Raw genomic sequence first — 20,575 nt, forward strand, 5'->3', positions numbered from 1 at the left:
CGGGCTCATGACACAGCCTCTGCCCATAGAGCCATCCGCGACGTGCGCGCGCACCTCGCCGAGGTGATGGAGCGCGCCGATCGTGACGACGTGGCCGCCGTGATCACCCGCGGGGCAAGGAAGTCGCGGCCGTCGTCTCCATCGAGGTGCTGCGCAAATACCAGGAGTGGGAAGAGCGCGAGATCAACCGGATCATCGACGAGCGCATGGCCAACCCGGCACCCGGCATCCCGATCGAGGACATCATGAGGGAGACGCTGGCGCGCAGTGCGTGAGTACCGCACCGTCTTCCGGCCCGAGGCTCAGGCCGAGCTCCGCAAGTTCCCGCGAGACATGGCCCTCCGCATTCTGGCCGAGCTGACCGAGCTGGAGAGCGACCCGACGGACTTCGACACCACGGCCCTCGTCTCCCAGCCCGGCCGGTGCCCTCTACGGGTAGGCGACCACCGCGTGATTACACGATCGACAATGGCGAGCTGGTGGTGTGGGCCGTGCACGTCGGGCTTCGCTCCACCGCCTACGGCACCTGAGCACTCCTGACACCGCTCAGAATATTCGGCACGGGAACGATGAAGGGGCCGGGCTCATGAGAGCCTGGCCCCTTTCTGAACTGCATTATTGCCGCATCAGCAGCGTGGTGTTATTCCATGCGCTCATACATTGAAGCGGAACTCCACCACATCCCCATCCCGCATGACATAGTCCTTCCCCTCCATACGGGCCTTGCCCGCCGCCCGGGCCTCCGCCACCGACCCCGCCTCCACCAAGTCGTCGAACGAGATGACCTCGGCCTTGATGAAGCCCTTTTGGAAGTCGGTGTGGATGACGCCGGCTGCTTCGGGGGCCGTGGCGCCCTTGTTGATGGTCCAGGCGCGGGTTTCCTTGGGGCCGGCGGTGAGGTAGGTCTGCAGGCCGAGGGTGTTGAAACCGACGTGGGCGAGGGTGGCGAGGCCGGGTTCTTCCTGGCCTACGGACTGGAGGAGTTCGAGGGCTTCGGACTCGTCGAGTTCGGCGAGGTCGGCTTCCAGCTTGGCGTTGAGGAAGATGGCCTCGGCGGGGGCGACCAGGGCGCGCTGTTCGGCCTTGAAGTCGTCGTCGGTCAGCTCGTCCTCATCGACGTTGAAGACGTAGAGGAAGGGCTTGGTGGTGAGGAGGTGGAGGTCGTGGAGGAGCTCCGCGCGCTCGGAGCCCTGGACGATGCCCTGCGAGAAGAGCGTGTCGCCCTGCTCCAGGATGGCCTTGGCCTCCTCGACCGCCTTGACCTTCGGGGCGACGTCCTTCTTGATGCGCGACTCCTTCTGGAGGCGCGGCAGGACCTTCTCGATGGTCTGGAGGTCGGCGAGGATCAGCTCGGTGTTGATGGTCTCGATGTCGCTCTTGGGCGAGATCTTGCCGTCGACGTGGACGACGTTCTCGTCCTTGAAGGCGCGGATGACCTGGCAGATCGCGTCGGACTCGCGGATGTTCGCCAGGAACTTGTTGCCCAGGCCCTCGCCCTCGGAGGCGCCACGGACGATGCCCGCGATGTCGACGAAGTCGACGGTGGCCGGGAGGATCTTCTGGGAGTCGAAGATCTCGGCCAGCTTGGCCAGGCGGGGGTCGGGGACGCCGACGACGCCGACGTTGGGCTCGATGGTGGCGAACGGGTAGTTGGCCGCCAGCACGTCGTTCTTGGTCAGGGCGTTGAACATGGTCGACTTGCCGACATTCGGCAGTCCGACGATTCCGATCGTGAGCGACACGGTGGCGACTTCCCGGAGAGGATGCGAGTGGACTGGGCGACGGTACGTACGGCCCGCTGCGGGGCCGGGGCGGCCGTAGGCGCCGTGCGGTCCGTGGAGGACCGGTCGTCCAGTCTACGGGGCGGGGGGAGGAGAGCCGGAAGGGGAGCAGGAAGGGGAGCGGACGGGGTGCGGACGAGGGAGCGGGGAGGTGGCCGGAGGGGTGGGACCGCTTCGGTGCTCCGGAGGGTCCGGTGGGGGGTGTGGCACGAGGGAGGTACGGGGGTGAGCTACGACTGTGCTTCGTAGGGCGCGAAGGCGGGTACGCGTACGCTGCGTGACGGCCGCGGGGTGATGTGTACGCCGAATGGCCCGGTCAGGTCAGTCAAAACGCGTGTCCTGTAACCGGTTTATCCCACTTAGCGGCCTACCGTTGCCGAGTGGAGCAATACAGAGCGCGCAGCCCTCAGCACAGTCCGCCCCGGACCGGCCGTCCGGCAGCGGGTCAGGACGCCCGGCTTCCCCGTCCCGCGGAGGCCGTGCCGCCGAACGCTCCGGGCGCCCGGGACGCCCTGAACGCGGCGGGTACCCCGGGAGCCCCGCGGGCCCCGGGCGGCCCAGGCGCCCCACGCGGCCCAGGAGCGGGCGAGTGCGGTGAGGAGAGTTCGACCGTCTACCGGGTCCGCGCGCGTCGGCGCGGACCGCTGGCTCCGCTGGCGCGGGCCGCCGCGCGGCTTCCCGCGCCCCGGCTCACGGGCCTGGGCTGCGGCCTGCTCGGCACCTTCGCCCTCTTCGCCTTCGCCTTCTTGGACCGGCTGCTGTTCGGCAGCGCGCCGACGGCGTACGGGGTGTTCTTCGTCCTGGTGAGCGTGTGCGCCGGGCTGTGGGTACGGCCGTACGACCTGATCACGGCGCCGATCGCGCTGCCCATCGCGTACACCGTCGGAGCCGTACCGATCAGCCACAACACGGGCGGGTTCGGCGGGCTGCTGATGGGGGTCTTCACGGTGCTGGCCACGCAGGCGGGCTGGCTGTACGCGGGGACGCTGGCCTGCGCGCTGATCGTCTTCGTACGCAAGGCGGCGGCCCTGGCGCGGCGGCAGGCCGAGCGGCACGCGCGGCGGCAGGCGGCGCGGGCAGCGGGCCGTGCGCCCCTCCGGGGAGAAGGCGCCGGGAAAGCGCCGGCGGCGGTACCGGAGCGCGAGCGCCGGCGGGTGGAGCAGGGGCCGGGTCCGGGGCAGCGTCCAGGGCTGGGCCAGGGGGCGCGTCGCCCCGGCCGTACGCCCGGGGCGCCCGCCGGTCAGCGGGCGGGCCAGGTCAGGGATCGGCCGGCCAGCCGACCTGCGACGTAGCGGCGTCGGGGCCGTCGGAGGCGGCGGGGGCGGCGGCCACCGGGCCCGCCGACGCGCCCGCGCCGGCGGGGGCCGCCGCACCGTCCCTGGTCGCGGCCCGCGCGGCCATCGCGGCGCCCACGATGCCCGCGTTGTTCTGCAACTGGGCGGGCACGATCTCCGCCCGGATGCCCTCGATCAGCGGCAGGAACTTCGCCGCCTTGCGGCTGACACCGCCGCCGATCACGAACAACCGGGGCGAGAAGAGCATCTCCACGTGGGCGAGGTACTTCTGCACCCGGTGCGCCCACTGCTGCCAGCTCAGGTCCTCGTCGTCCTTGACCTTGGTGGACGCCCGCTTCTCCGCGTCGTGGCCGTGCAGCTCCAGGTGGCCCAGCTCGGTGTTGGGCACGAGCTTGCCGTCGGTGAAGACGGCGCTGCCGATGCCGGTGCCGAAGGTGAGCACGATGACCGTGCCCCCGCGCCCCCGGCCCGCGCCGAAGTGCATCTCGGCCAGGCCCGCCGCGTCCGCGTCGTTGAGGACCGTGACCGGGCAGCCGCCGGTCCCGTCACCGAGCCGGCCCGCCAGCAGCGCCGCGGCGTTCCGGTCGACCCACCCCGTGTCGACGTTGGCCGCCGTACGGGTGACGCCGTCGGTCACCACGCCCGGGAACGTCGCGCCGACCGGCCCCGTCCAGCCGAAGTGCTCCACGACCTGCCGGACGCAGTCCGCGACCGCGTCCGGGGTGGACGGATGCGGGGTCAGTACCTTGTACCGCTCGTCCGCCAGGTCACCGCGCTCCAGGTCCACCGGAGCCCCCTTGATGCCCGACCCGCCGATGTCCACACCAAAGACCTTCATGCCTAGAGGCTAGGCGCGGACGGGCCGGTTCACCCCTCGACCTACGGGTTCGGTTCCCGGCTTCGCCGGCCCGGCGGGGGTGTCCCGGCCGGGCCGGGCTCAGCCCTCGGTGGCGGCCTTCGCCTCGGAGCGCAGGTCGCGGCGGAGTTCCTTCGGCAGGGAGAAGGTGATGGACTCCTCGGCGGCCTTGACCGTCTCGACGTCCTCGTATCCGCGCTGGGCGAGCCAGTCCAGTACGCCGTGCACCAGGACGTCGGGGACGGAGGCGCCGGAGGTGAGGCCGACGGTGGTCACGCCCTCCAGCCAGCTCTCGTCGATCTCCTCCGCGCCGTCGACCAGGTGGGCGGCGCCGGCGCCGGCGCCGAGGGCGACCTCGACGAGACGGACGGAGTTCGAGGAGTTCTTGGAGCCGACGACGATGACGAGGTCGGCCTCGGCGCCCATCTGCTTGACGGCGATCTGGCGGTTCTGCGTGGCGTAGCAGATGTCGTCGCTGGGCGGCGACAGGAGGTTGGGGAAGCGGCCCTTGAGGGCGTCGACCGTTTCCATGGTCTCGTCGACCGACAGGGTGGTCTGGGAGAGCCAGACGACCTTGTCCGGGTCGCGGACCTCGACGTTGCCCACGTCCTCGGGACCGTCGACGAGGGTGATGTGGTCGGGGGCCTCGCCGCTGGTGCCGATGACCTCTTCGTGGCCCTCGTGGCCGATCAGGAGGATGTCGAAGTCCTCCTTGGCGTACCGGACGGCTTCCTTGTGGACCTTGGTGACCAGCGGGCAGGTGGCGTCGATGGTGGCCAGCTTGCCCTGCTTGGCCTCGTCGTGGACGACCGGGGCCACGCCGTGCGCGGAGAAGATGACGATGTTGCCCTCGGGCACCTCCGCCGTCTCGTCGACGAAGATCGCGCCCTTCTTCTCCAGGGTCTTGACGACGTACTTGTTGTGCACGATCTCGTGGCGCACGTAGACGGGCGCGCCGTACTGTTCCAGGGCTTTCTCGACGGCGATCACGGCACGGTCCACGCCCGCGCAATAGCCACGGGGCGCGGCGAGCAGCACCCGGCGGCGGTTCTCGCGCGGTGCGGCGTCTCCGTCCGGAGCGGTGGCGGGCGACGGGCTGGGCGTAGCAGCAGTCATACGATCCATCGTACGGGGCCGACTTCGGGGTTCGTGATGCCGCCGGGGCGTGGCGGGGCGCGCGGCGGGACGGGCGCGCGGCGGGGGTGCGGGTCGGCGCGCGCTCCCCTGCACCACCTCACGACCGGCCGCGCGCCGTCGGGCGGGCCGTACGCGCCGTCGGGCGTGCCGGGCGTGCCGCCCCGTACCGCCGCGCCTGTCGTCGTCCCCCCTGGCGCATTCATCCCGCCCGTCGGCCCTCCTGGCGCATTCATCCTGCCTGACGTCCTTCCCGGCGCGTCCGCCCCGTCCGTCATCCCTCTTGGCGCGTCCATCCCGCCCGGGACGCGGCCTTGCCCGAAGCTGGGAGACGGCCGACGATCATCGTCGGCCGTACGTCCCCTGCTGGAGTGACCGTCATGAGCGCACCGTCCGGGCCGAACCCGCCCTCCCGTCGCCCACCGCGCCCCTTCCCCGGGCGCCCGTCGCGCGGCGCGTCCTCTGGGCCCGCCGCGGCGGGCGGCGCGTCCGCCGGGCAAGGGGGTGGCGGGCAAGGGGGTGGCGGGCTCCGGCGCACACTGTCCTTCCGTGACCTGGTCGTCTACGGGCTGCTGTTCATCGCCCCGATGGCGCCCGTCGGGATCTTCGGCACCCTCCAGGCCAAGTCGCACGGCGCGATCACCCTCGTCTACGTGGTCGCGACGGTCGCGATGGCCTTCACCGCGTACTCGTACGCGCAGATGGTGCGGGTCGCCCCGCAGGCCGGGTCGGTGTTCACCTACGCGCGGGCCGGGCTCGGCGACGGCGCGGGCTTCGTCGCGGGGTGGATGGCGATGCTCGACTACCTGCTGATCCCGGCGGTGGCGTATCTCTTCTCCGGTATCGCCATGCACGCGCTGGTGCCGTCCGTGCACCAGTGGGTGTGGACGGCACTCGCGGTGGTCGTCACCACGCTGCTGAACCTCCTGGGGGTACGGACCGCCGCGGTGGTCGGCTTCGTGGTGCTGGCCATGGAGCTGGTGGTGCTGGTGGTGTTCGTGGTGGCGGCGGTGTGGGTGCTGGCCACGGAGGGGGCGCAGCGCGGCTGGTCGGAGCCGCTCACCGGCGAGGGGGCGTTCTCGCTGAGTGCGGTACTGGCCGCGGTGTCGGTCGCGGTGCTGTCGTACCTGGGGTTCGACGCGATCGCGTCGTTCGCGGAGGAGGCGACGGGAGGGGCGGTGCGGGTGGCGCGGGCCGTGCTGACCTGCCTGGTCATGGCGGGGGTGCTGTTCGCCGTGCAGACCTACCTGGCGGCGTTGCTGGCGCCGATGCCGGCGGCCGAGCTGGCGGCGAACCCCGCCGAGCAGGGCGACGCCTTCTATACGACGGCGGACGCGGCCGTCGGTGAGTGGCTGCAGAAGCTGGTGGCGGCGAGCAAGGCCATCGGGGCGGCGTTCGCGGCACTGGCGGGGCAGGCGGCGGCCGGGCGGCTGCTGTTCGCGATGGCGCGGGACCGGCGGCTGCCGGGCGCGATGTCGAAGGTCGACGCGGGCAGCGGGGTGCCGCGGCGGGCGCTGCTGGGCGCCGCGGCGGTGACACTGGTCGCGGCGGTGTGGGCGGCCCGCCGCGACGACGGGCTGGACCACCTGTCCTCGATCGTCAACGTGGGCGCGCTGACCGCCTTCGGCCTGCTGCACGCCTCGGTGATCGGCTGGTTCTGGGTACGCAAGCGGGCCGACCGGCCGAACGTCGTCAAGCACGTACTGGTGCCGGTGCTGGGCCTGGGGGTGGTGGTCGCGGTCGTCGTGGAGGCGTCCAGGACCGCGCAGATCGTGGGCGCGGTGTGGCTGGTGGTGGGGCTGGTGGTGCTGGGGGTTCAGTACGGGCGCCGGAGGGGCGGAGCGGTGGGCGGCTGACTCCGTACGGGCCCGGCCCGGCCCGACCCGGCCCGACGGCCGGCTGTGCGCGGCGGACTCCGTACCGGCCACCGCCGCCCGCTCCGCGGCACCGGCGCTGTCGGTGCCGGGCTATACGCTCGTGGCATGAGTGTGAGGACGTCTGCGGAGGCGCCGATCCCCGTCGGCGAGGTGTCGCGGCTCATCGGGGGGTGGATCGACCGGCTGGGGGCCGTATGGGTCGAGGGACAGATCACGCAGTTGTCCCGGCGGCCGGGCGCCGGCGTGGTCTTCCTGACGCTGCGCGACCCGTCGTACGACATCTCGGTGAGCGTGACGTGCTACCGCCAGGTCTTCGACAAGGTCGCGGACGTGGTCAGCGAGGGCGCCCGGGTCGTCGTGCACGCCAAGCCGGAGTGGTACGCCCCGCGCGGCCAGCTCTCGCTGCGGGCCGCCGAGATCAAGCCGGTGGGCGTCGGCGAGCTGCTGGCGCGTCTGGAGCAACTGAAGAAGTCGCTGGCGGCCGAGGGGTTGTTCCGGGCGGAGCGCAAGCGCGGGCTGCCGTTCCTGCCGCAGTTGATCGGCCTGGTGTGCGGACGGGCCAGCGCCGCCGAGCGGGACGTCCTGGAGAACGCCCGGCTGCGCTGGCCGGCGGTCCGCTTCGAGGTGCGCAACGTACCGGTGCAGGGCGTGCACGCGGTGCCGCAGGTGATCGAGGCGGTCAAGGAGCTGGACGCGCTGCCCGAGGTCGACGTGATCATCGTGGCGCGCGGCGGCGGCAGCGTCGAGGATCTGCTGCCGTTCTCGGACGAGCAACTGGTCCGGGCCGTGGGCGCGGCCCGTACGCCCGTCGTCTCCGCGATCGGCCACGAACCGGACTCGCCGCTGCTGGACCTGGTCGCCGACCTGCGCGCCTCGACCCCGACGGACGCGGCGAAGAAGGTCGTACCGGACGTGGGCGAGGAGTTCGCGCGCATCCGGCAACTGCGCGAGCGGGCGCTGCGCGCGGTCGGCGGCTATCTGGACCGCGAGGAGCGGGGCCTGGCCGCGGCCCTGAGCAGGCCCTCGATGGAGCGGCCCCACCGGATGGTCGAGGAGCGCGAGGACCAGGTCACGGCCATGCTGGAGCGCGGCCGGCGCACCCTGGGGCACCTGCTGGACCGCGCCGACTCGGAGCTGTCGCACACGCTGGCGCGGGTCGTCGCCCTCTCCCCGAAGGCGACCCTGGAGCGGGGCTACGCGGTGCTCCAGAAGCCGGACGGCTCGGCCGTGCGCTCGCCCGGCGAGGTCGCGCCGGACGAGGAGCTGCGGGCCCGGGTCGCCGACGGCGAGTTCCGGGTACGGGTGTCCGGCGCCCCCTCCGATGTCACACCCCCGGATTAGGGTGGGAGCCATGGCGAAGGCGAAGACGGACGACACGATGGTGGACGGCGCGGCGGACGCGGCGCAGCCGGAGGGTTCCGCGCTCGGGTACGAACAGGCCCGGGACGAGCTGATCGAGGTCGTCCGCAGCCTGGAGGCCGGCGGGACCACACTGGAGGAGTCCCTCGCGCTCTGGGAGCGCGGCGAGGAGCTGGCGAAGGTCTGCCGCCGCTGGCTGGACGGCGCGCGGGCGCGTCTGGACGCGGCGCTGGCGGAGGAGGACGCGGAAGAGAGCGCGGCCGAGTAGCCGCCGTACAACGCCCGCTCCGGCCCCGTGCAGGCAAGGCCCCCCGTACGAGCAAGGACCTGTACGGCCGAGAAGCCCCAAGGCCGAGAAAGCCCCGGCGGGCCGAGGCCGCAGCCCTACGCCCAGGAGCCGTACGGCCGAAGCCGCAGCCCTACCGCCGGGAGCCGTACGGCCGGGGAGCCCCCGGCCGGAGCCCACAGCCCACGCCCGCGAGCCGTACGGCCCAGGCCGCCCCCGCGCCCCGCACCGGCCCCCAGCCCCCGCGCCCCCTTGTGAATCGGGTCACGATTCCCCCGTATTAGTTGAAACTTAATCTACCTTGGTTACAGTTGATGACGAACACGGAAATCCCGACCCACGAGGTGCCCTCATGTCTCTCGCGCTCGACGCCGCCGCCCAGGACCTCCTCTTCCGCGAGGCCCAGACCGCCAACACGTTCACGGACGAGCCGGTGACGGACGAGCAGGTGCAGGCCATCTATGACCTGGTGAAGTTCGCCCCCACCGCCTTCAACCAGTCGCCGCTGCGCATCACCATGGTCCGTTCCGAGGACGCCCGCGAGCGCCTGGTGAAGCACGCGATGGGCGCCAACGGCCCGAAGACGCTGAGCGCGCCGCTGACCGTGATCCTCTCGACGGACCTCGACTTCCACGAGAAGCTGCCGACGCTGTTCCCGCACGCCCCGGGCATCAAGGACGCGTACTTCTCCGAGCCGGCCGTCCGCGAGGTCGCCGGTGTCCAGAACGCGACGCTGCAGGCCGGTTACTTCATCGTCGGCGTCCGCGCGGCGGGCCTGGCCGCCGGCCCGATGACCGGCTTCGACTTCGCCGGCATCGACAAGGAGTTCTTCGGCGACGGCAAGCAGAAGTCCTTCATGGTCATCAACATCGGCAAGCCGGGTGCCGAGGCGTTCTTCCCGCGCTCGCCGCGCCTGGGCTTCGATGAGGCCGTCACCACCGTCTGAGCCCCCCGCCACCTACGACGAGGCCGCCACGTCCATCCCGGACGCGGCGGCCTCGTCGTAGGTGCACGACCTCCGCGCACGGCCCGGCGGGCGGACCGTGGCCGACGGGGGTCAGTCCTTCTTCGTCTCCAAGGACGCCGCCAGTTCCGCGAGCCGTCCGTACGGCGCGGTGCCGGTGAGGACGGTCGTGACGCCGTCCTCCTCGCGGACCAGCGCACGGTACTTCTCGCCCTTGTAGCGGTCCCACTTCACGCCGCCGACGGCCTGCTTGCCCGCGGCCTTCTCCGCGCCCAGCGTGACGTCCTGGATGAACTTCTTCGCGGGCGCGTCGCTCTGCTCCAGCGCCGCGTACTCCTGCTCCGGGTCGAGGAAGCCCAGGTGCCAGGCGCCGCCCTTGCCGTCCTTGTCCGCCTTGTACGTGACGGAGGTGGCGCGCCAGCCCTCGGGCAGCCCCTTGGGGGCGGCGACCGGGTACGGCGCGGCGCGCCGGGCGGTCGCGAGCTCCACGCGGTAGTCGACCGTCTTGACCGCGCTCACCTCGGCGGTCCTGCTGTCGTTGTGCGGGATGAAGACATAGATGCCCGCGACGAGGGCGCCGATCACCGCCATCGACAGGACCATGTCCCGAACCGTCTGCTTGCCTCGCATACCTGCCACGCCCTCTATGGTCCCCCATCCCCGGCGCCGTGAAGACACACCCCCCGCCGTACGGCGCCCCGGCGTCCGCCGGGGGGGGACACGCCCACCCGGCACTTTGTCGCCGCTCATGCGTAGGGCCCACTGCTCATTTTGGCGACGTACCGATAAAGTCATAGCCACCCTCACCATTCCGGCCGTCGCCGTACAGAAAGGTGCGCTCGATGACCGAGCATCATCTGCCGTCCCAACTCGAGGTCAGCCCCGAGGCTCCCGACCGCAACCTCGCACTGGAGCTTGTCCGGGTGACCGAGGCCGGAGCCATGGCCTCGGGCCGCTGGGTCGGGCGTGGCGACAAGAACGGCGCCGACGGCGCCGCCGTCAAGGCCATGCGTGCCTTGATCCACACCGTCTCCATGAACGGCGTCGTGGTCATCGGGGAGGGCGAGAAGGACAACGCCCCGATGCTCTACAACGGCGAGCGGGTCGGTGACGGCACCGGTGCCGAGTGCGACGTGGCCGTGGACCCGGTCGACGGCACCACCCTGACCGCCAAGGGCATGGCCAACGCCGTCTCCGTGATGGCCGTCGCCGAGCGCGGCGCGATGTTCGACCCGTCCGCGGTCTTCTACATGGACAAGCTGGCCACCGGCCCCGAGGCCGCCGACTTCGTCGACATCACCGCGCCGGTCGGCGTGAACATCCGCCGGATCGCCAAGGCGAAGAAGTCCGCCGTCGAGGACGTCACCGTCGTCATCCTGGACCGGCCGCGCCACGAGGGCCTGGTCAAGGAGGTACGGGAGGCCGGCGCCCGGATCAAGTTCATCTCCGACGGCGACGTGGCCGGCGCGATCATGGCGGCCCGCGAGGGCACCGGCGTGGACCTGCTGCTGGGCATCGGCGGTACGCCGGAGGGCATCATCGCCGCGTGCGCCCTCAAGTGCCTGGGCGGCACCCTTCAGGCCAAGCTGTGGCCGAAGGACGACGAGGAGCGGCAGCGCGCGATCGACGCCGGGCACGACCTGGACAAGGTGCTCCAGACCGACGACCTGGTCCGCGGCGACAACGTCTTCTTCGTCGCCACCGGCATCACCGACGGCGACCTGCTGCGCGGGGTGCGCTACCGCGCCGAGACCGCGACCACCTCGTCGCTGGTCATGCGCTCCAAGTCCGGCACGATCCGCCGGGTCGACTCCGAGCACCGGCTCTCCAAGCTGCGCGCGTACAGCTCGGTCGACTTCGAGCGCCCCAGCTAGCCTCAGCCGGCGGCCGCACTGTACGAGCGCGCCGTTCAGCCTCAGCCGACGGCCGCGCCGTACGAGCGCACCGGCTGCCCGCAGCCGGACGGCGCGCCAAACGCTCGGGCCGGGACTCCGCCGTCTTGTCGGCGGGGTCCCGGCCCGTCACGCGTGCCGGTCGCACCGGCGGCTCAACCGGCGGCCTGCATACGGGCCGAGCGCTGCAACTCGGTCTCCCGGCGCCGGCGGCGGGCCAGTACGACCCGGCGTTCGGCGGCGGTCAGGCCGCCCCACACTCCGTAGGGCTCCGGCTGCACGAGGGCGTGCTCCCGACACTCGATCATCACCGGGCAGCGGGCACAGACGCGCTTGGCGGCTTCCTCCCTCGCCAGGCGCGCGGCGGTCGGCTCCTTGGACGGTGCGAAGAACAGGCCCGCCTCGTCACGGCGGCACACCGCCTCCGCGTGCCAGGGACCGGCCTCTTCGCGAGAGGGAACCCGCTGGGACGGAACAACTGCGGTGTCCTGCAGAGGCTGATGCGGTAGCAGCACGGTCTACTCCTGACGACGGCTTCGGCGAAGAGTCACCCTTGCCCGTCTCGCTGCGCACGACTTTTCGCACCCCGCAGCCGTACGAGAGACGATGCACCAGCCCTACCCGCTGTACGCGTGCTTATGCACACGGTTGCGAACGGTCCCCGAGCAGTGCGGACGCGCCGCGGAAAGACCGGCTCCGGAGGCCGGGGCCGCCGTCGTCGGCCCCGTCAGTCGCGGTGGCCGCCGTGCAGCCGTCCGTGCCGCTCGCCCCGGCGGTGTCCGTGCGGGGCCCGGCGCCCGTCCCGGTGGCGTTCGTACACCTCCTGGTGTTCGTCGTGCCGCTGCTCCCGCCACGCGCGCCGCACCCCGCGCAGATCGTCGCGCAGGTCGCGAAGCCACTTGGCCCGCTTGGGCTTTGCCTCGACGCTGCCGAGCACCGCGTAGCCGTTGACGACGACGACCGGAGCGTCACCTTCCATCGACTCGTTCGTCTCGACCTCGAAGGCGCCGAGCACGCCGGAACCGCTGCTGCGCAGCGTGACGTTCTCCGGCACCCGGATCTCCACACTGCCGAAGATCGAGGTGACGTTGATCTGGATCTGCTGCTGCTGGAAGATCCCCTCGGTCAGGTCGATCTCCACGCTGCCGAAGACCGCGACGGCGTTGATCCGGCCGGGCACCCGCCAGCGGCCCTTGCGGGTCGAGGCGCTGAAGATCGCGACCATCGTCTGGTCCGGCAGCGCGCCGCCCGGCTCCGCGTCGTACGCGGTGGCCGCGGGGCGGGGCCCGGGGACGCCGTCCTCCGCGGGCAGGTCCCGTACCAGTGGCTCCAGTTCGCCCATCGTCTTGGCGCGGTAGACCAGGTCGATGCGCTCGGCGTGCTCCTCGGCGTCCAGCCGCCCCACCGCCAGCGCCTCGCGCAGGATCTCCGCGATCCGGTCCCGGTCGGCGTCGGAGGCCCGCAGCTCGGCCTCGGCCACGGGCTTGGTCAGGTTCACCGGCTGCTGGGCTCGCTTGGCGAGCGACGATTCGTCCACGGGGGGCACCCTACCGAAACGCGATAGATCGCGACTAGGGGGCGCGCGGACCCGACGCCGTTCCGGGTGAGCCTTACCTCACAGCGGCGGCCGGGGAGCGGGGTTCTACGCTGTTCAGGCGCTGCCGCAGATGTCAGCCGAAAGCCACCGTCGAGTGAGGAATGGCCCCTGATGCCCCCCGTTTCCCGCCCAGCCCAGCCGGCATTCGCCTATACCGACCTGCTGCCCGTAGGCGAGGACAACACTCCGTACCGCCTGGTCACTTCGGAGGGTGTGAGCACCTTCGAGGCCGACGGGCGCACGTTCCTCAAGGTCGAGCCGGAAGCGCTGCGCAAGCTGGCCGCCGAGGCAATGCAGGACATTTCGCACTATTTGCGACCGGCCCACCTCGCTCAGCTCCGCCGCATCCTGGACGACCCCGAGGCATCCGCCAACGACCGCTTCGTGGCGCTGGACCTGCTGAAGAACGCCAACATCGCGGCGGCGGGCGTGCTGCCGATGTGCCAGGACACCGGCACCGCGATCGTCATGGGCAAGCGCGGCCAGAACGTGCTCACCCAGGGCCGTGACGAGGAGGCCCTGTCCCGCGGCATCCACGACGCGTACACCCGGCTCAACCTGCGGTACTCGCAGATGGCCCCGCTGACCATGTGGGACGAGAAGAACACCGGCACCAACCTGCCGGCGCAGATCGAGCTGTACGCCACGGACGGGGACGCGTACAAGTTCCTGTTCATGGCCAAGGGCGGCGGCAGCGCCAACAAGTCCTTCCTCTTCCAGGAGACCAAGGCCGTCCTCAACGAGGCGAGCATGATGAAGTTCCTGGAGGAGAAGATCCGCTCGCTGGGCACGTCCGCCTGCCCGCCGTACCACCTGGCGATCGTCGTCGGCGGCACCAGCGCCGAGTACGCGCTGAAGACCGCGAAGTACGCCTCCGCGCACTACCTGGACGAGCTGCCCGCCGAGGGCTCCCCCACCGGCCACGGCTTCCGGGACCAGGAGCTGGAGGAAAAGGTCTTCGAGCTGACGCAGAAGATCGGCATCGGCGCGCAGTTCGGCGGCAAGTACTTCTGCCACGACGTGCGCGTGGTCCGCCTGCCCCGGCACGGCGCGTCCTGCCCGGTCGCCATCGCCGTCTCCTGCTCCGCCGACCGCCAGGCCGTGGCGAAGATCACCGCCGAGGGCGTCTTCCTGGAGCAGTTGGAGAAGGACCCGGCGCGCTTCCTGCCGGAGACCACCGAGGCGGAGCTGACCGAGGGCGCGGGCCCGGACCTCGACGCCGTACGGGTCGACCTGAACCAGCCGATGGACGCCATCCTGGCCGAGCTGTCCCGGCACCCGGTCAAGACCCGCCTCTCGCTCACCGGCACGCTGGTCGTCGCCCGCGACATCGCCCACGCGAAGATCAAGGAGCGGCTGGACGCGGGCGAGGAGATGCCCGCGTACCTGAAGAACCACCCGGTGTACTACGCGGGCCCGGCGAAGACCCCCGAGGGGTACGCCTCCGGCTCCTTCGGCCCGACCACGGCCGGCCGGATGGACGCCTACGTGGAGCAGTTCCAGGCGGCGGGCGGCTCGAAGGTGATGCTGGCCAAGGGCAACCGCTCCCAGCAGGTCACCGACGCGTGCGCCGCGCACGGCGGCTTCTACCTCGGCTCGATCGGCGGCCCGGCGGCACGCCTGGCGCAGGACTGCATCAAGAAGGTCGAGGTCCTGGAGTACGAGGAGCTGGGCATGGAGGCGGTCTGGCGGATCGAGGTCGAGGACTTCCCGGCGTTCATCGTCGTGGACGACAAGGGCAACGACTTCTTCCAGGACCCGGCGCCCGCTCCGACGTTCACCAGCATTCCCGTACGGACCGCCTGACGGCCGTACGGTCGCGGACGGCCGTACGCCCGACGCGTACCGCCCGACGGACGAAACCTGCCGGTGCCCGGGAACAGAATCGCCGTTCCCGGGCACTGACACAGGTATGAACGACAACGGCCTGAGCGGCGACCACGGCGAGTACCGGACCGAGCACGACTCGATGGGCGAGGTGAAGGTCCCCGCCCGCGCGAAGTGGCGGGCGCAGACCCAGCGCGCGGTGGAGAACTTCCCGGTCTCCGGGCAGCGGCTGGAGCGGGCGCACATCGAGGCGCTCGCCCGTATCAAGGCCGCGGCGGCCAAGGCCAACGCCGGGCTGGGCGTGCTGGACGAGGACATCGCGGCGGCGATCCAGGAGGCCGCGGCGGAGGTCGCCGACGGGAAGTGGGACGACCACTTCCCCGTCGACGTGTTCCAGACCGGTTCCGGTACGTCGTCCAACATGAACACCAACGAGGTGCTCGCGACCCTCGCCACCGAGCGGCTGGGCCGCGACGTGCACCCCAACGACCACGTCAACGCCTCCCAGTCGTCCAACGACGTCTTCCCGTCCTCGATCCACATCGCGGCGACCGCGGCCGTCACCCACGACCTGATCCCGGCGCTGGAGCACCTGGCGGCCGCGCTGGAGCGCAAGGAGACGGAGTTCGCCGAGGTCGTCAAGGCGGGCCGGACGCATCTGATGGACGCCACGCCCGTCACCCTCGGCCAGGAGTTCGGCGGCTTCGCGGCGCAGGTCCGCTACGGCGTGGAGCGGCTGCACGCGGCCCTGCCGCGGCTGGCCGAACTGCCGCTGGGCGGTACGGCCGTGGGGACCGGCATCAACACCCCGCCCGGCTTCCCCGCCGCGGTGATCGCCGAGGTGGCGCGGACGACGGGGCTGCCGCTGACCGAGGCGCGCAACCACTTCGAGGCGCAGGGCGCGCGGGACGCGGTCGTGGAGACCAGCGGGCAGCTCCGCACCATCGGCGTCGGCCTGACGAAGATCGCCAACGATCTGCGGTGGATGTCCTCGGGCCCGCGCACCGGCCTCGCCGAGATCAACCTGCCCGACCTCCAGCCCGGTTCGTCCATCATGCCGGGCAAGGTCAACCCGGTGATCCCGGAGGCGGTGCTGATGGTGGCCGCGCAGGTCACCGGCAACGACGCGACGGTGGCCGCGGCGGGCGCCGCGGGCAACTTCGAGCTGAACGTGATGCTGCCGGTCATCGCGAAGAACGTGCTGGAGTCGGTACGGTTGCTGGCCAACGTCTCCCGGCTGCTCGCGGACCGCACCATCGACGGGATCACCGCCAACGCCGAACGGGCCAGGCAGTACGCGGAGTCGTCGCCCTCGGTGGTCACCCCGCTCAACAAGTACATCGGGTACGAGGAGGCCGCGAAGGTCGCGAAGAAGTCGCTCGCCGAGCGCCGGACGATCCGCGAGGTGGTCATCGAGTCCGGGTACGTCGACCAGGGGCTGCTGACGGAGCAGCAGTTGGACGAGGCGCTCGACGTGCTGCGCATGACACATCCGTAACGTTCCGTGCGGCCTCCGTCACAGCACGGACACCGGCGCCCCTCTAGGATCTGCTCATGACAGCGGACATGGTGGAGACGAGGAAGGGCGCCGCCGGGGCGAAGGGCACGCGGGCCGCAGCGAACGGACCGGGACGCTGGGCGCCCGGGGACCACATCCTGTGGCGGTACCGCGACAACGCCGGCGACCGTATCCACATCTGCCGTCCGATGACCGTCGTACGGGACACCGACGAACTGCTCGCGGTGTGGATGGCCCCCGGCACGCCCTGCGTCAAGCCGGTGCTGGCCGACGGGACGCCCGTCCACCGCGAGCCGCTCGCCAGCCGCTACACCAAGCCCCGGCGCACCACCCGCGACCAGTGGTTCGGCACCGGGGTGCTGAAGCTGGCCCGGCCGCACGACCCCTGGTCGGTGTGGCTGTTCTGGGAGCCCGGCTGGCACTTCAAGAACTGGTACGTGAACCTGGAGGAGCCGCGACGCCGTTGGGCGGGCGGCATCGACTCCCAGGACCACTTCCTGGACATCTGCGTCTACCCGGACCGGCGTTGGGAGTGGCGGGACGAGGACGAGTTCGCGCAGGCGCAGCGGGACGGGCTGATGCCGCCCGCGCAGGCCGCGGAGGTACGGGCGGCGGGCCGCGCGGCGGTCGAGCACATCGCCGCGTGGGGAGTGCCGTTCGGGTCCGGCTGGGAGAACTGGCGGCCCGACCCGGCGTGGGGGCTGCCGGGGCTGCCGGAGGACTGGGACCGGGCGGCCCCCGGCGCGCGGGAGTGAGAGCCGGTGTCCGCCCCGGCCGTCGGCCGCTCCGTCCGCGCGGGGCGGCCGCTGCCGCTCGGGCCGGCCGTACCGGGGCGGCTCCGGGCGCACCGGTGAACAGCGGAGGGCGCGGCGCGGCGGGCGAGTGAGCCCCCTTGATGCGCCCCTGGGGATCAACCGTAGGATCGTCCTCCACAAGACTGCACAGGCGTAACTCAAGACTGCACGGAACTGCACGGACGTGGCTCCCGAGCCGGAGCCCCGAACTTGACCGCGGTCGCAGGAGAGGCGAGGTCGTGAGCGCTGAAGGCTACGACGGATACGAGGGCCTGAACGGGTTAGTCCTGGACCGGGCGGGACAGGCGGAGGCGTTCGACGCGATCGGGGACCGCTACGACGAGGCCTTCCCGCACAAGGACGGGCAGCTCGCGGCCGGCGCACGGCTCGCGGCCGCGCTGCCGCCCGGGTCGCGGGTGCTGGACATCGGCTGCGGCACGGGCGTGCCGACGGCCCGTCAGCTCGTGGACTCGGGACACACGGTCGTCGGTGTGGACCTCTCCCCCTCGATGGTCGAGCTGGCCCGGGGCAACGTCCCGGCGGCCCGCTTCCACCGGCTGGACATCGCCGACCTGCGCGACGGCCGGCTCGGCGGCCCGGGCTCCTTCGACGGGGCCGTCGCCTTCTTCTCGCTGCTCATGCTGCCCCGCGGGGAGATCCCGTACACCCTGCGGATGCTGCACGGCCTGCTGCGGCCCGGCGGGCTGGTGGCCCTGTCCATGGTCGAGGCCGATCTGGACCACTGCCCGATTCCGTTCCTGGGCAGCACGATCCGGGTATCGGGTTACCTGCGGGACGACTTGCGCCAGGTCGTGCACGACGCGGGCTTCGAAGTCACCGGGGAGGACTCGTATGCGTATGCCCCGGCCAGTACGGACACCCCACCCGAGATCCAGCTCTTCCTGCACCTGCGACGCGCTTGAGACGCGGCGCGCCTCGCGCGCAGCCCCGGACGGATGGAATCCCACGCGTGACGGAGCACCCGACCTCCCACGAACCGCGGCAGGCCGCCCCGCCTGCCGCGCCCTCGGCGACCCCGCATCCGGGGCCGCCCGAGCCGGCGCCGTTCGCCACGGCCGCCGATCCCGGCAGTTTCCCGGGGCGGCCGACGCCGCCGGGCGGACCGGCCGAGGTGGCTGACATGGCTCCAACGGCGCCGCGCGGTGACGATTCTGCGTACGCCGCGGACCACGGCCCCCGGCACGACACCGCACCCGGCGCCGCCGACAACCGCTGCGAGGAGCCGGGCGCCGGGGCCACGCCCTGGCAGGGACCAGGCGACAGCGGCCCCGCCGGCGCCACCGGTGGCGTCGGGCGCCCCCGGGACGGCAGCCGCACCGGCGGCTCCGGTGCCGGACGGCCGCGCCCCGAGGAGACTCCCGGCGTCCCGCCGCCCGCCGCGCCGCACGGCGTCCCGGTGGAGACCGGCGCGCGCGGCGAGGCGACCGGGCGCGCCCCCGGACGGACCGGCGGCCCGGACGCGCCGCCCGCCCGCTCCGCGCACCCCGCCGAGAGCGTCGAGCTGCTGGCGGCGCGTCAGGCGGGCGGGGACCGACTGCGGTTCATCGGCGCGGCGACCCGGCGGATCGCCCGTGGCATAGACCTCGACGAGATCGTGCTGGGGCTGTGCCGGGCGACGGTGCCGACGTTCGCCGACGCCATCCTGGTCTACCTGCGCGACCCGCTGCCGGTGGGCGACGAGCGGCCGACCGGCCCGGTGGTGCTGCGGCTGCGCCGCACCGACCGGATCCCCGAGGAGCCGGACACCAACGGCGGGCGGCTGCCGATGCTGCCCGCGCAGCCGGACCTGAGCCCGGCGATGGGCGGCAGCGCCGCCGAGCTGTCCGAGGTGCTGCCGGGCGGGCCGCTGGCGGAGGTGCTGCGCGGCGTCCGGCCGCTGTTCGGCGAGGTGCAGGCGGCGCGCGCCGCGCTGCCGGAGCTGCTCGGCCCGCTCACCCACCTGCCGGCCGGGCACCGGGTGATCCTGGCGCCGCTGCGCGGCCGCCGCCGGGTGATCGGCGCGGCGGTGTTCCTGCGCCGTCCGGACCGCCCGGCCTTCGAGGCGGACGACCTGCTGGTGGCGGCGCAGCTCGCGACGCACACGGCGCTGGGCGTCGACAAGGCGGTGCTGTACGGGCGCGAGGCATACATCGCCGACGCGCTCCAGCGCACGATGCTGCCGGACTCGCTGCCGCAGCCGACGGGCGTACGGCTGGCCAGCCGCTATCTGCCGGCCGCCGAGACGGCGCGGGTGGGCGGCGACTGGTACGACGCGATCCCGCTGCCCGGCAGCCGGGTGGCGCTGGTCGTCGGCGATGTGATGGGCCACTCCATGACCTCCGCAGCGATCATGGGCCAGCTCCGGACCACCGCGCAGACCCTCGCCGGACTGGACCTGCCGCCGCAGGAGGTGCTGCACCACCTCGACGAGCAGGCGCAGCGGCTCGGTTCGGACCGGATGGCGACGTGCCTGTACGCGGTCTACGACCCGGTGGCGCACCGCATCATGGTCGCCAACGCCGGGCACCCGCCGCCCGTGATGCTGCACCGCGGCGGGCGCGCCGAGGTGCTGCGGGTGCCGCCGGGCGCGCCGATCGGCGTCGGCGGGGTGGACTTCGAGGCGGTCGAGCTGGACGCCCCCGCGGGCGCCACGCTGGTGCTGTACACGGACGGCCTGGTGGAGTCCCGTATCCGCGACGTGTGGACCGGCATCGAGCAACTGCGGGAGCGGCTGACGGAGACGGCCCGGCTGACCGGACCCAATCCGCCGCCGCTGGAGCCGCTGTGCGACGAGGTGCTGGACATGCTCGGCCCCGGCGACCGGGACGACGACATCGCGCTGCTCGCGGCCCGCTTCGACGGCATCGCGCCGAGCGATGTCGCGTACTGGTACCTGGACCCGAAGGCGCAGACGGCCGGGCAGGCGCGCCGACTGGCTCGCCGGGCGCTGGCCCGGTGGGGTCTGGAGGAGCTGACCGATTCGCTGGAGCTGCTGGTCAGCGAGGTGGTGACGAACGCGGTGCGGTACGCGGAGCGGCCGATCACGCTGCGGCTGCTGCGGACGGACGTACTGCGCTGCGAGGTCGGCGACGACGTGCCGCAACTGCCCCGGCTGCGCCAGGCCCGCCCGTCCGACGAGGGCGGACGCGGTCTGTACCTGGTCAACCGGATGGCCCGGCGCTGGGGCGCGACGCGGCTGAGCACGGGCAAGGTGGTGTGGTTCGAGCTGTCCATGCCGATCGCGGGGGCGCCCTAGGAGTTGTCTTCAAATGTCACGCCCACATCAGGAGCGATGCGAAGGTGACGGCTGCTTGGTAGGACTCGGCGGTCTTCTCATAGCGGGTGGCGATGCCGCGCCACTGCTTCAAGCGGTTGAAGCAGCGTTCGACCACGT

The 20,575-nt window shown here is 72.2% G+C and carries 17 protein-coding genes and 3 pseudogenes; 13 read left to right on the plus strand and 7 right to left on the minus strand.

Annotated features, from left to right (window positions below; genetic code table 11):
* Window positions 1-7: 7 nt before the first annotated feature.
* Window positions 8-275: pseudogene (locus tag ACH4EB_RS27790) on the plus strand (type II toxin-antitoxin system prevent-host-death family antitoxin).
* Window positions 268-530 (plus strand): annotated as a pseudogene (locus ACH4EB_RS27795) (type II toxin-antitoxin system RelE/ParE family toxin). Before ACH4EB_RS27790 ends, ACH4EB_RS27795 begins: the two co-directional pseudogenes overlap by 8 nt.
* Window positions 531-653: 123 nt before the next feature.
* Here the strand turns inward: ACH4EB_RS27795 and ychF are convergent.
* On the minus strand, window positions 654-1,742 hold the full coding sequence (ychF, locus tag ACH4EB_RS27800; protein ID WP_398350566.1) for a redox-regulated ATPase YchF: 1,089 nt from the start codon (window positions 1,740-1,742) through the stop codon (window positions 654-656).
* 518 nt (window positions 1,743-2,260) lie between these two features.
* Here ychF and ACH4EB_RS27805 point away from each other — a divergent pair.
* Window positions 2,261-3,073: a DUF6542 domain-containing protein gene (locus ACH4EB_RS27805; RefSeq protein WP_398350567.1), complete on the plus strand. Its 813-nt coding sequence runs from the start codon at window positions 2,261-2,263 to the stop codon at window positions 3,071-3,073.
* On the opposite strand, the gene ppgK is transcribed toward ACH4EB_RS27805, so the two are convergent.
* On the minus strand, window positions 3,039-3,914 hold the full coding sequence (gene ppgK / locus ACH4EB_RS27810; RefSeq protein ID WP_398350569.1) for a polyphosphate--glucose phosphotransferase: 876 nt from the start codon (window positions 3,912-3,914) through the stop codon (window positions 3,039-3,041). The two genes, ACH4EB_RS27805 and ppgK, sit on opposite strands and share 35 nt — an antisense overlap.
* 99 nt (window positions 3,915-4,013) lie before the next feature.
* Window positions 4,014-5,057 (minus strand): 4-hydroxy-3-methylbut-2-enyl diphosphate reductase, encoded by a 1,044-nt coding sequence (locus ACH4EB_RS27815; RefSeq protein WP_398350570.1) that lies wholly within the window; start codon window positions 5,055-5,057, stop codon window positions 4,014-4,016.
* A 389-nt stretch (window positions 5,058-5,446) separates the two neighbouring features.
* Between ACH4EB_RS27815 and ACH4EB_RS27820 the strand changes: the two genes are divergently transcribed.
* From ACH4EB_RS27820 to ACH4EB_RS27835, 4 genes are all read left to right on the plus strand, one after another.
* Window positions 5,447-6,922, plus strand: a complete 1,476-nt coding sequence (locus ACH4EB_RS27820) for an APC family permease (RefSeq protein ID WP_398350572.1) — start codon at window positions 5,447-5,449, stop codon at window positions 6,920-6,922.
* 126 nt (window positions 6,923-7,048) lie between these two features.
* Window positions 7,049-8,284, plus strand: a complete 1,236-nt coding sequence (gene xseA, locus ACH4EB_RS27825) for an exodeoxyribonuclease VII large subunit (RefSeq protein WP_398350573.1) — start codon at window positions 7,049-7,051, stop codon at window positions 8,282-8,284.
* Between the two features lie 10 nt (window positions 8,285-8,294).
* On the plus strand, window positions 8,295-8,570 hold the full coding sequence (locus ACH4EB_RS27830) for an exodeoxyribonuclease VII small subunit (RefSeq protein WP_398350575.1): 276 nt from the start codon (window positions 8,295-8,297) through the stop codon (window positions 8,568-8,570).
* Between the two features lie 370 nt (window positions 8,571-8,940).
* Complete coding sequence (locus tag ACH4EB_RS27835; RefSeq protein WP_398350576.1) at window positions 8,941-9,534, plus strand: malonic semialdehyde reductase; 594 nt, start codon at window positions 8,941-8,943, stop codon at window positions 9,532-9,534.
* Window positions 9,535-9,645: 111 nt separating this feature from the next.
* Here the strand turns inward: ACH4EB_RS27835 and ACH4EB_RS27840 are convergent, their stop codons facing one another.
* A complete protein-coding gene (locus ACH4EB_RS27840) occupies window positions 9,646-10,182 on the minus strand; it encodes a DUF4245 domain-containing protein (protein ID WP_398350591.1) in 537 nt (178 codons plus the stop codon).
* A 212-nt stretch (window positions 10,183-10,394) separates the two neighbouring features.
* Here ACH4EB_RS27840 and glpX point away from each other — a divergent pair, with 212 nt between their 5' ends.
* On the plus strand, window positions 10,395-11,426 hold the full coding sequence (glpX, locus tag ACH4EB_RS27845; RefSeq protein WP_385244558.1) for a class II fructose-bisphosphatase: 1,032 nt from the start codon (window positions 10,395-10,397) through the stop codon (window positions 11,424-11,426).
* Window positions 11,427-11,599: 173 nt separating this feature from the next.
* Here glpX and ACH4EB_RS27850 read toward each other — a convergent pair whose 3' ends face one another.
* Window positions 11,600-11,959 carry a WhiB family transcriptional regulator gene (locus tag ACH4EB_RS27850; protein WP_063759207.1) on the minus strand — a complete coding sequence of 120 codons (360 nt, stop codon included), beginning with the start codon at window positions 11,957-11,959 and terminating at the stop codon, window positions 11,600-11,602.
* Window positions 11,960-12,171: 212 nt separating this feature from the next.
* The gene (locus ACH4EB_RS27855) at window positions 12,172-12,981 is read right to left on the minus strand and encodes a DUF1707 domain-containing protein (protein WP_398350577.1); all 810 of its coding nucleotides are present in this window, start codon (window positions 12,979-12,981) and stop codon (window positions 12,172-12,174) included.
* A 171-nt stretch (window positions 12,982-13,152) separates the two neighbouring features.
* Between ACH4EB_RS27855 and ACH4EB_RS27860 the strand changes: the two genes are divergently transcribed.
* From ACH4EB_RS27860 to ACH4EB_RS27880, 5 genes are all read left to right on the plus strand, one after another.
* Window positions 13,153-14,847 (plus strand): fumarate hydratase, encoded by a 1,695-nt coding sequence (locus ACH4EB_RS27860; protein ID WP_398350578.1) that lies wholly within the window; start codon window positions 13,153-13,155, stop codon window positions 14,845-14,847.
* A gap of 106 nt (window positions 14,848-14,953) precedes the next feature.
* Complete coding sequence (locus tag ACH4EB_RS27865; protein ID WP_398350579.1) at window positions 14,954-16,366, plus strand: class II fumarate hydratase; 1,413 nt, start codon at window positions 14,954-14,956, stop codon at window positions 16,364-16,366.
* 68 nt (window positions 16,367-16,434) lie between these two features.
* Window positions 16,435-17,142, plus strand: a complete 708-nt coding sequence (locus ACH4EB_RS27870) for a DUF402 domain-containing protein (protein WP_398350592.1) — start codon at window positions 16,435-16,437, stop codon at window positions 17,140-17,142.
* A gap of 278 nt (window positions 17,143-17,420) precedes the next feature.
* Entirely contained in the window at window positions 17,421-18,104 is a 684-nt protein-coding gene (locus tag ACH4EB_RS27875; RefSeq protein WP_398350581.1) for a class I SAM-dependent DNA methyltransferase, read from the plus strand.
* A 218-nt stretch (window positions 18,105-18,322) separates the two neighbouring features.
* On the plus strand, window positions 18,323-20,437 hold the full coding sequence (locus ACH4EB_RS27880; RefSeq protein ID WP_398350582.1) for a SpoIIE family protein phosphatase: 2,115 nt from the start codon (window positions 18,323-18,325) through the stop codon (window positions 20,435-20,437).
* 16 nt (window positions 20,438-20,453) lie between these two features.
* On the opposite strand, the pseudogene ACH4EB_RS27885 reads toward ACH4EB_RS27880, so the two are convergent.
* A pseudogene (locus ACH4EB_RS27885) lies at window positions 20,454-20,575 on the minus strand (IS5/IS1182 family transposase); the annotation flags it as partial.

The sequence above is a fragment of the Streptomyces sp. NPDC018045 genome, from assembly GCF_044327445.1.
Lineage (GTDB): Bacteria > Actinomycetota > Actinomycetes > Streptomycetales > Streptomycetaceae > Streptomyces.

What these genes read in the sequence shown, in the direction of transcription:
- xseA (WP_398350573.1), top strand. Translation starts at nt 7,049, where the DNA reads ATGAGTGTGAGGACGTCTGCGGAGGCGCCGATCCCCGTCGGCGAGGTG.
- ACH4EB_RS27865 (WP_398350579.1), top strand. Translation starts at nt 14,954, where the DNA reads ATGAACGACAACGGCCTGAGCGGCGACCACGGCGAGTACCGGACCGAG.
- ACH4EB_RS27870 (WP_398350592.1), top strand. Translation starts at nt 16,435, where the DNA reads ATGGTGGAGACGAGGAAGGGCGCCGCCGGGGCGAAGGGCACGCGGGCC.
- ACH4EB_RS27815 (WP_398350570.1), bottom strand. Translation starts at nt 5,057, where the DNA reads ATGGATCGTATGACTGCTGCTACGCCCAGCCCGTCGCCCGCCACCGCT.
- ACH4EB_RS27830 (WP_398350575.1), top strand. Translation starts at nt 8,295, where the DNA reads ATGGCGAAGGCGAAGACGGACGACACGATGGTGGACGGCGCGGCGGAC.
- ACH4EB_RS27860 (WP_398350578.1), top strand. Translation starts at nt 13,153, where the DNA reads ATGCCCCCCGTTTCCCGCCCAGCCCAGCCGGCATTCGCCTATACCGAC.
- ACH4EB_RS27820 (WP_398350572.1), top strand. Translation starts at nt 5,447, where the DNA reads ATGAGCGCACCGTCCGGGCCGAACCCGCCCTCCCGTCGCCCACCGCGC.
- ACH4EB_RS27880 (WP_398350582.1), top strand. Translation starts at nt 18,323, where the DNA reads ATGGCTCCAACGGCGCCGCGCGGTGACGATTCTGCGTACGCCGCGGAC.
- glpX (WP_385244558.1), top strand. Translation starts at nt 10,395, where the DNA reads ATGACCGAGCATCATCTGCCGTCCCAACTCGAGGTCAGCCCCGAGGCT.
- ACH4EB_RS27840 (WP_398350591.1), bottom strand. Translation starts at nt 10,182, where the DNA reads ATGCGAGGCAAGCAGACGGTTCGGGACATGGTCCTGTCGATGGCGGTG.
- ppgK (WP_398350569.1), bottom strand. Translation starts at nt 3,914, where the DNA reads ATGAAGGTCTTTGGTGTGGACATCGGCGGGTCGGGCATCAAGGGGGCT.
- ACH4EB_RS27835 (WP_398350576.1), top strand. Translation starts at nt 8,941, where the DNA reads ATGTCTCTCGCGCTCGACGCCGCCGCCCAGGACCTCCTCTTCCGCGAG.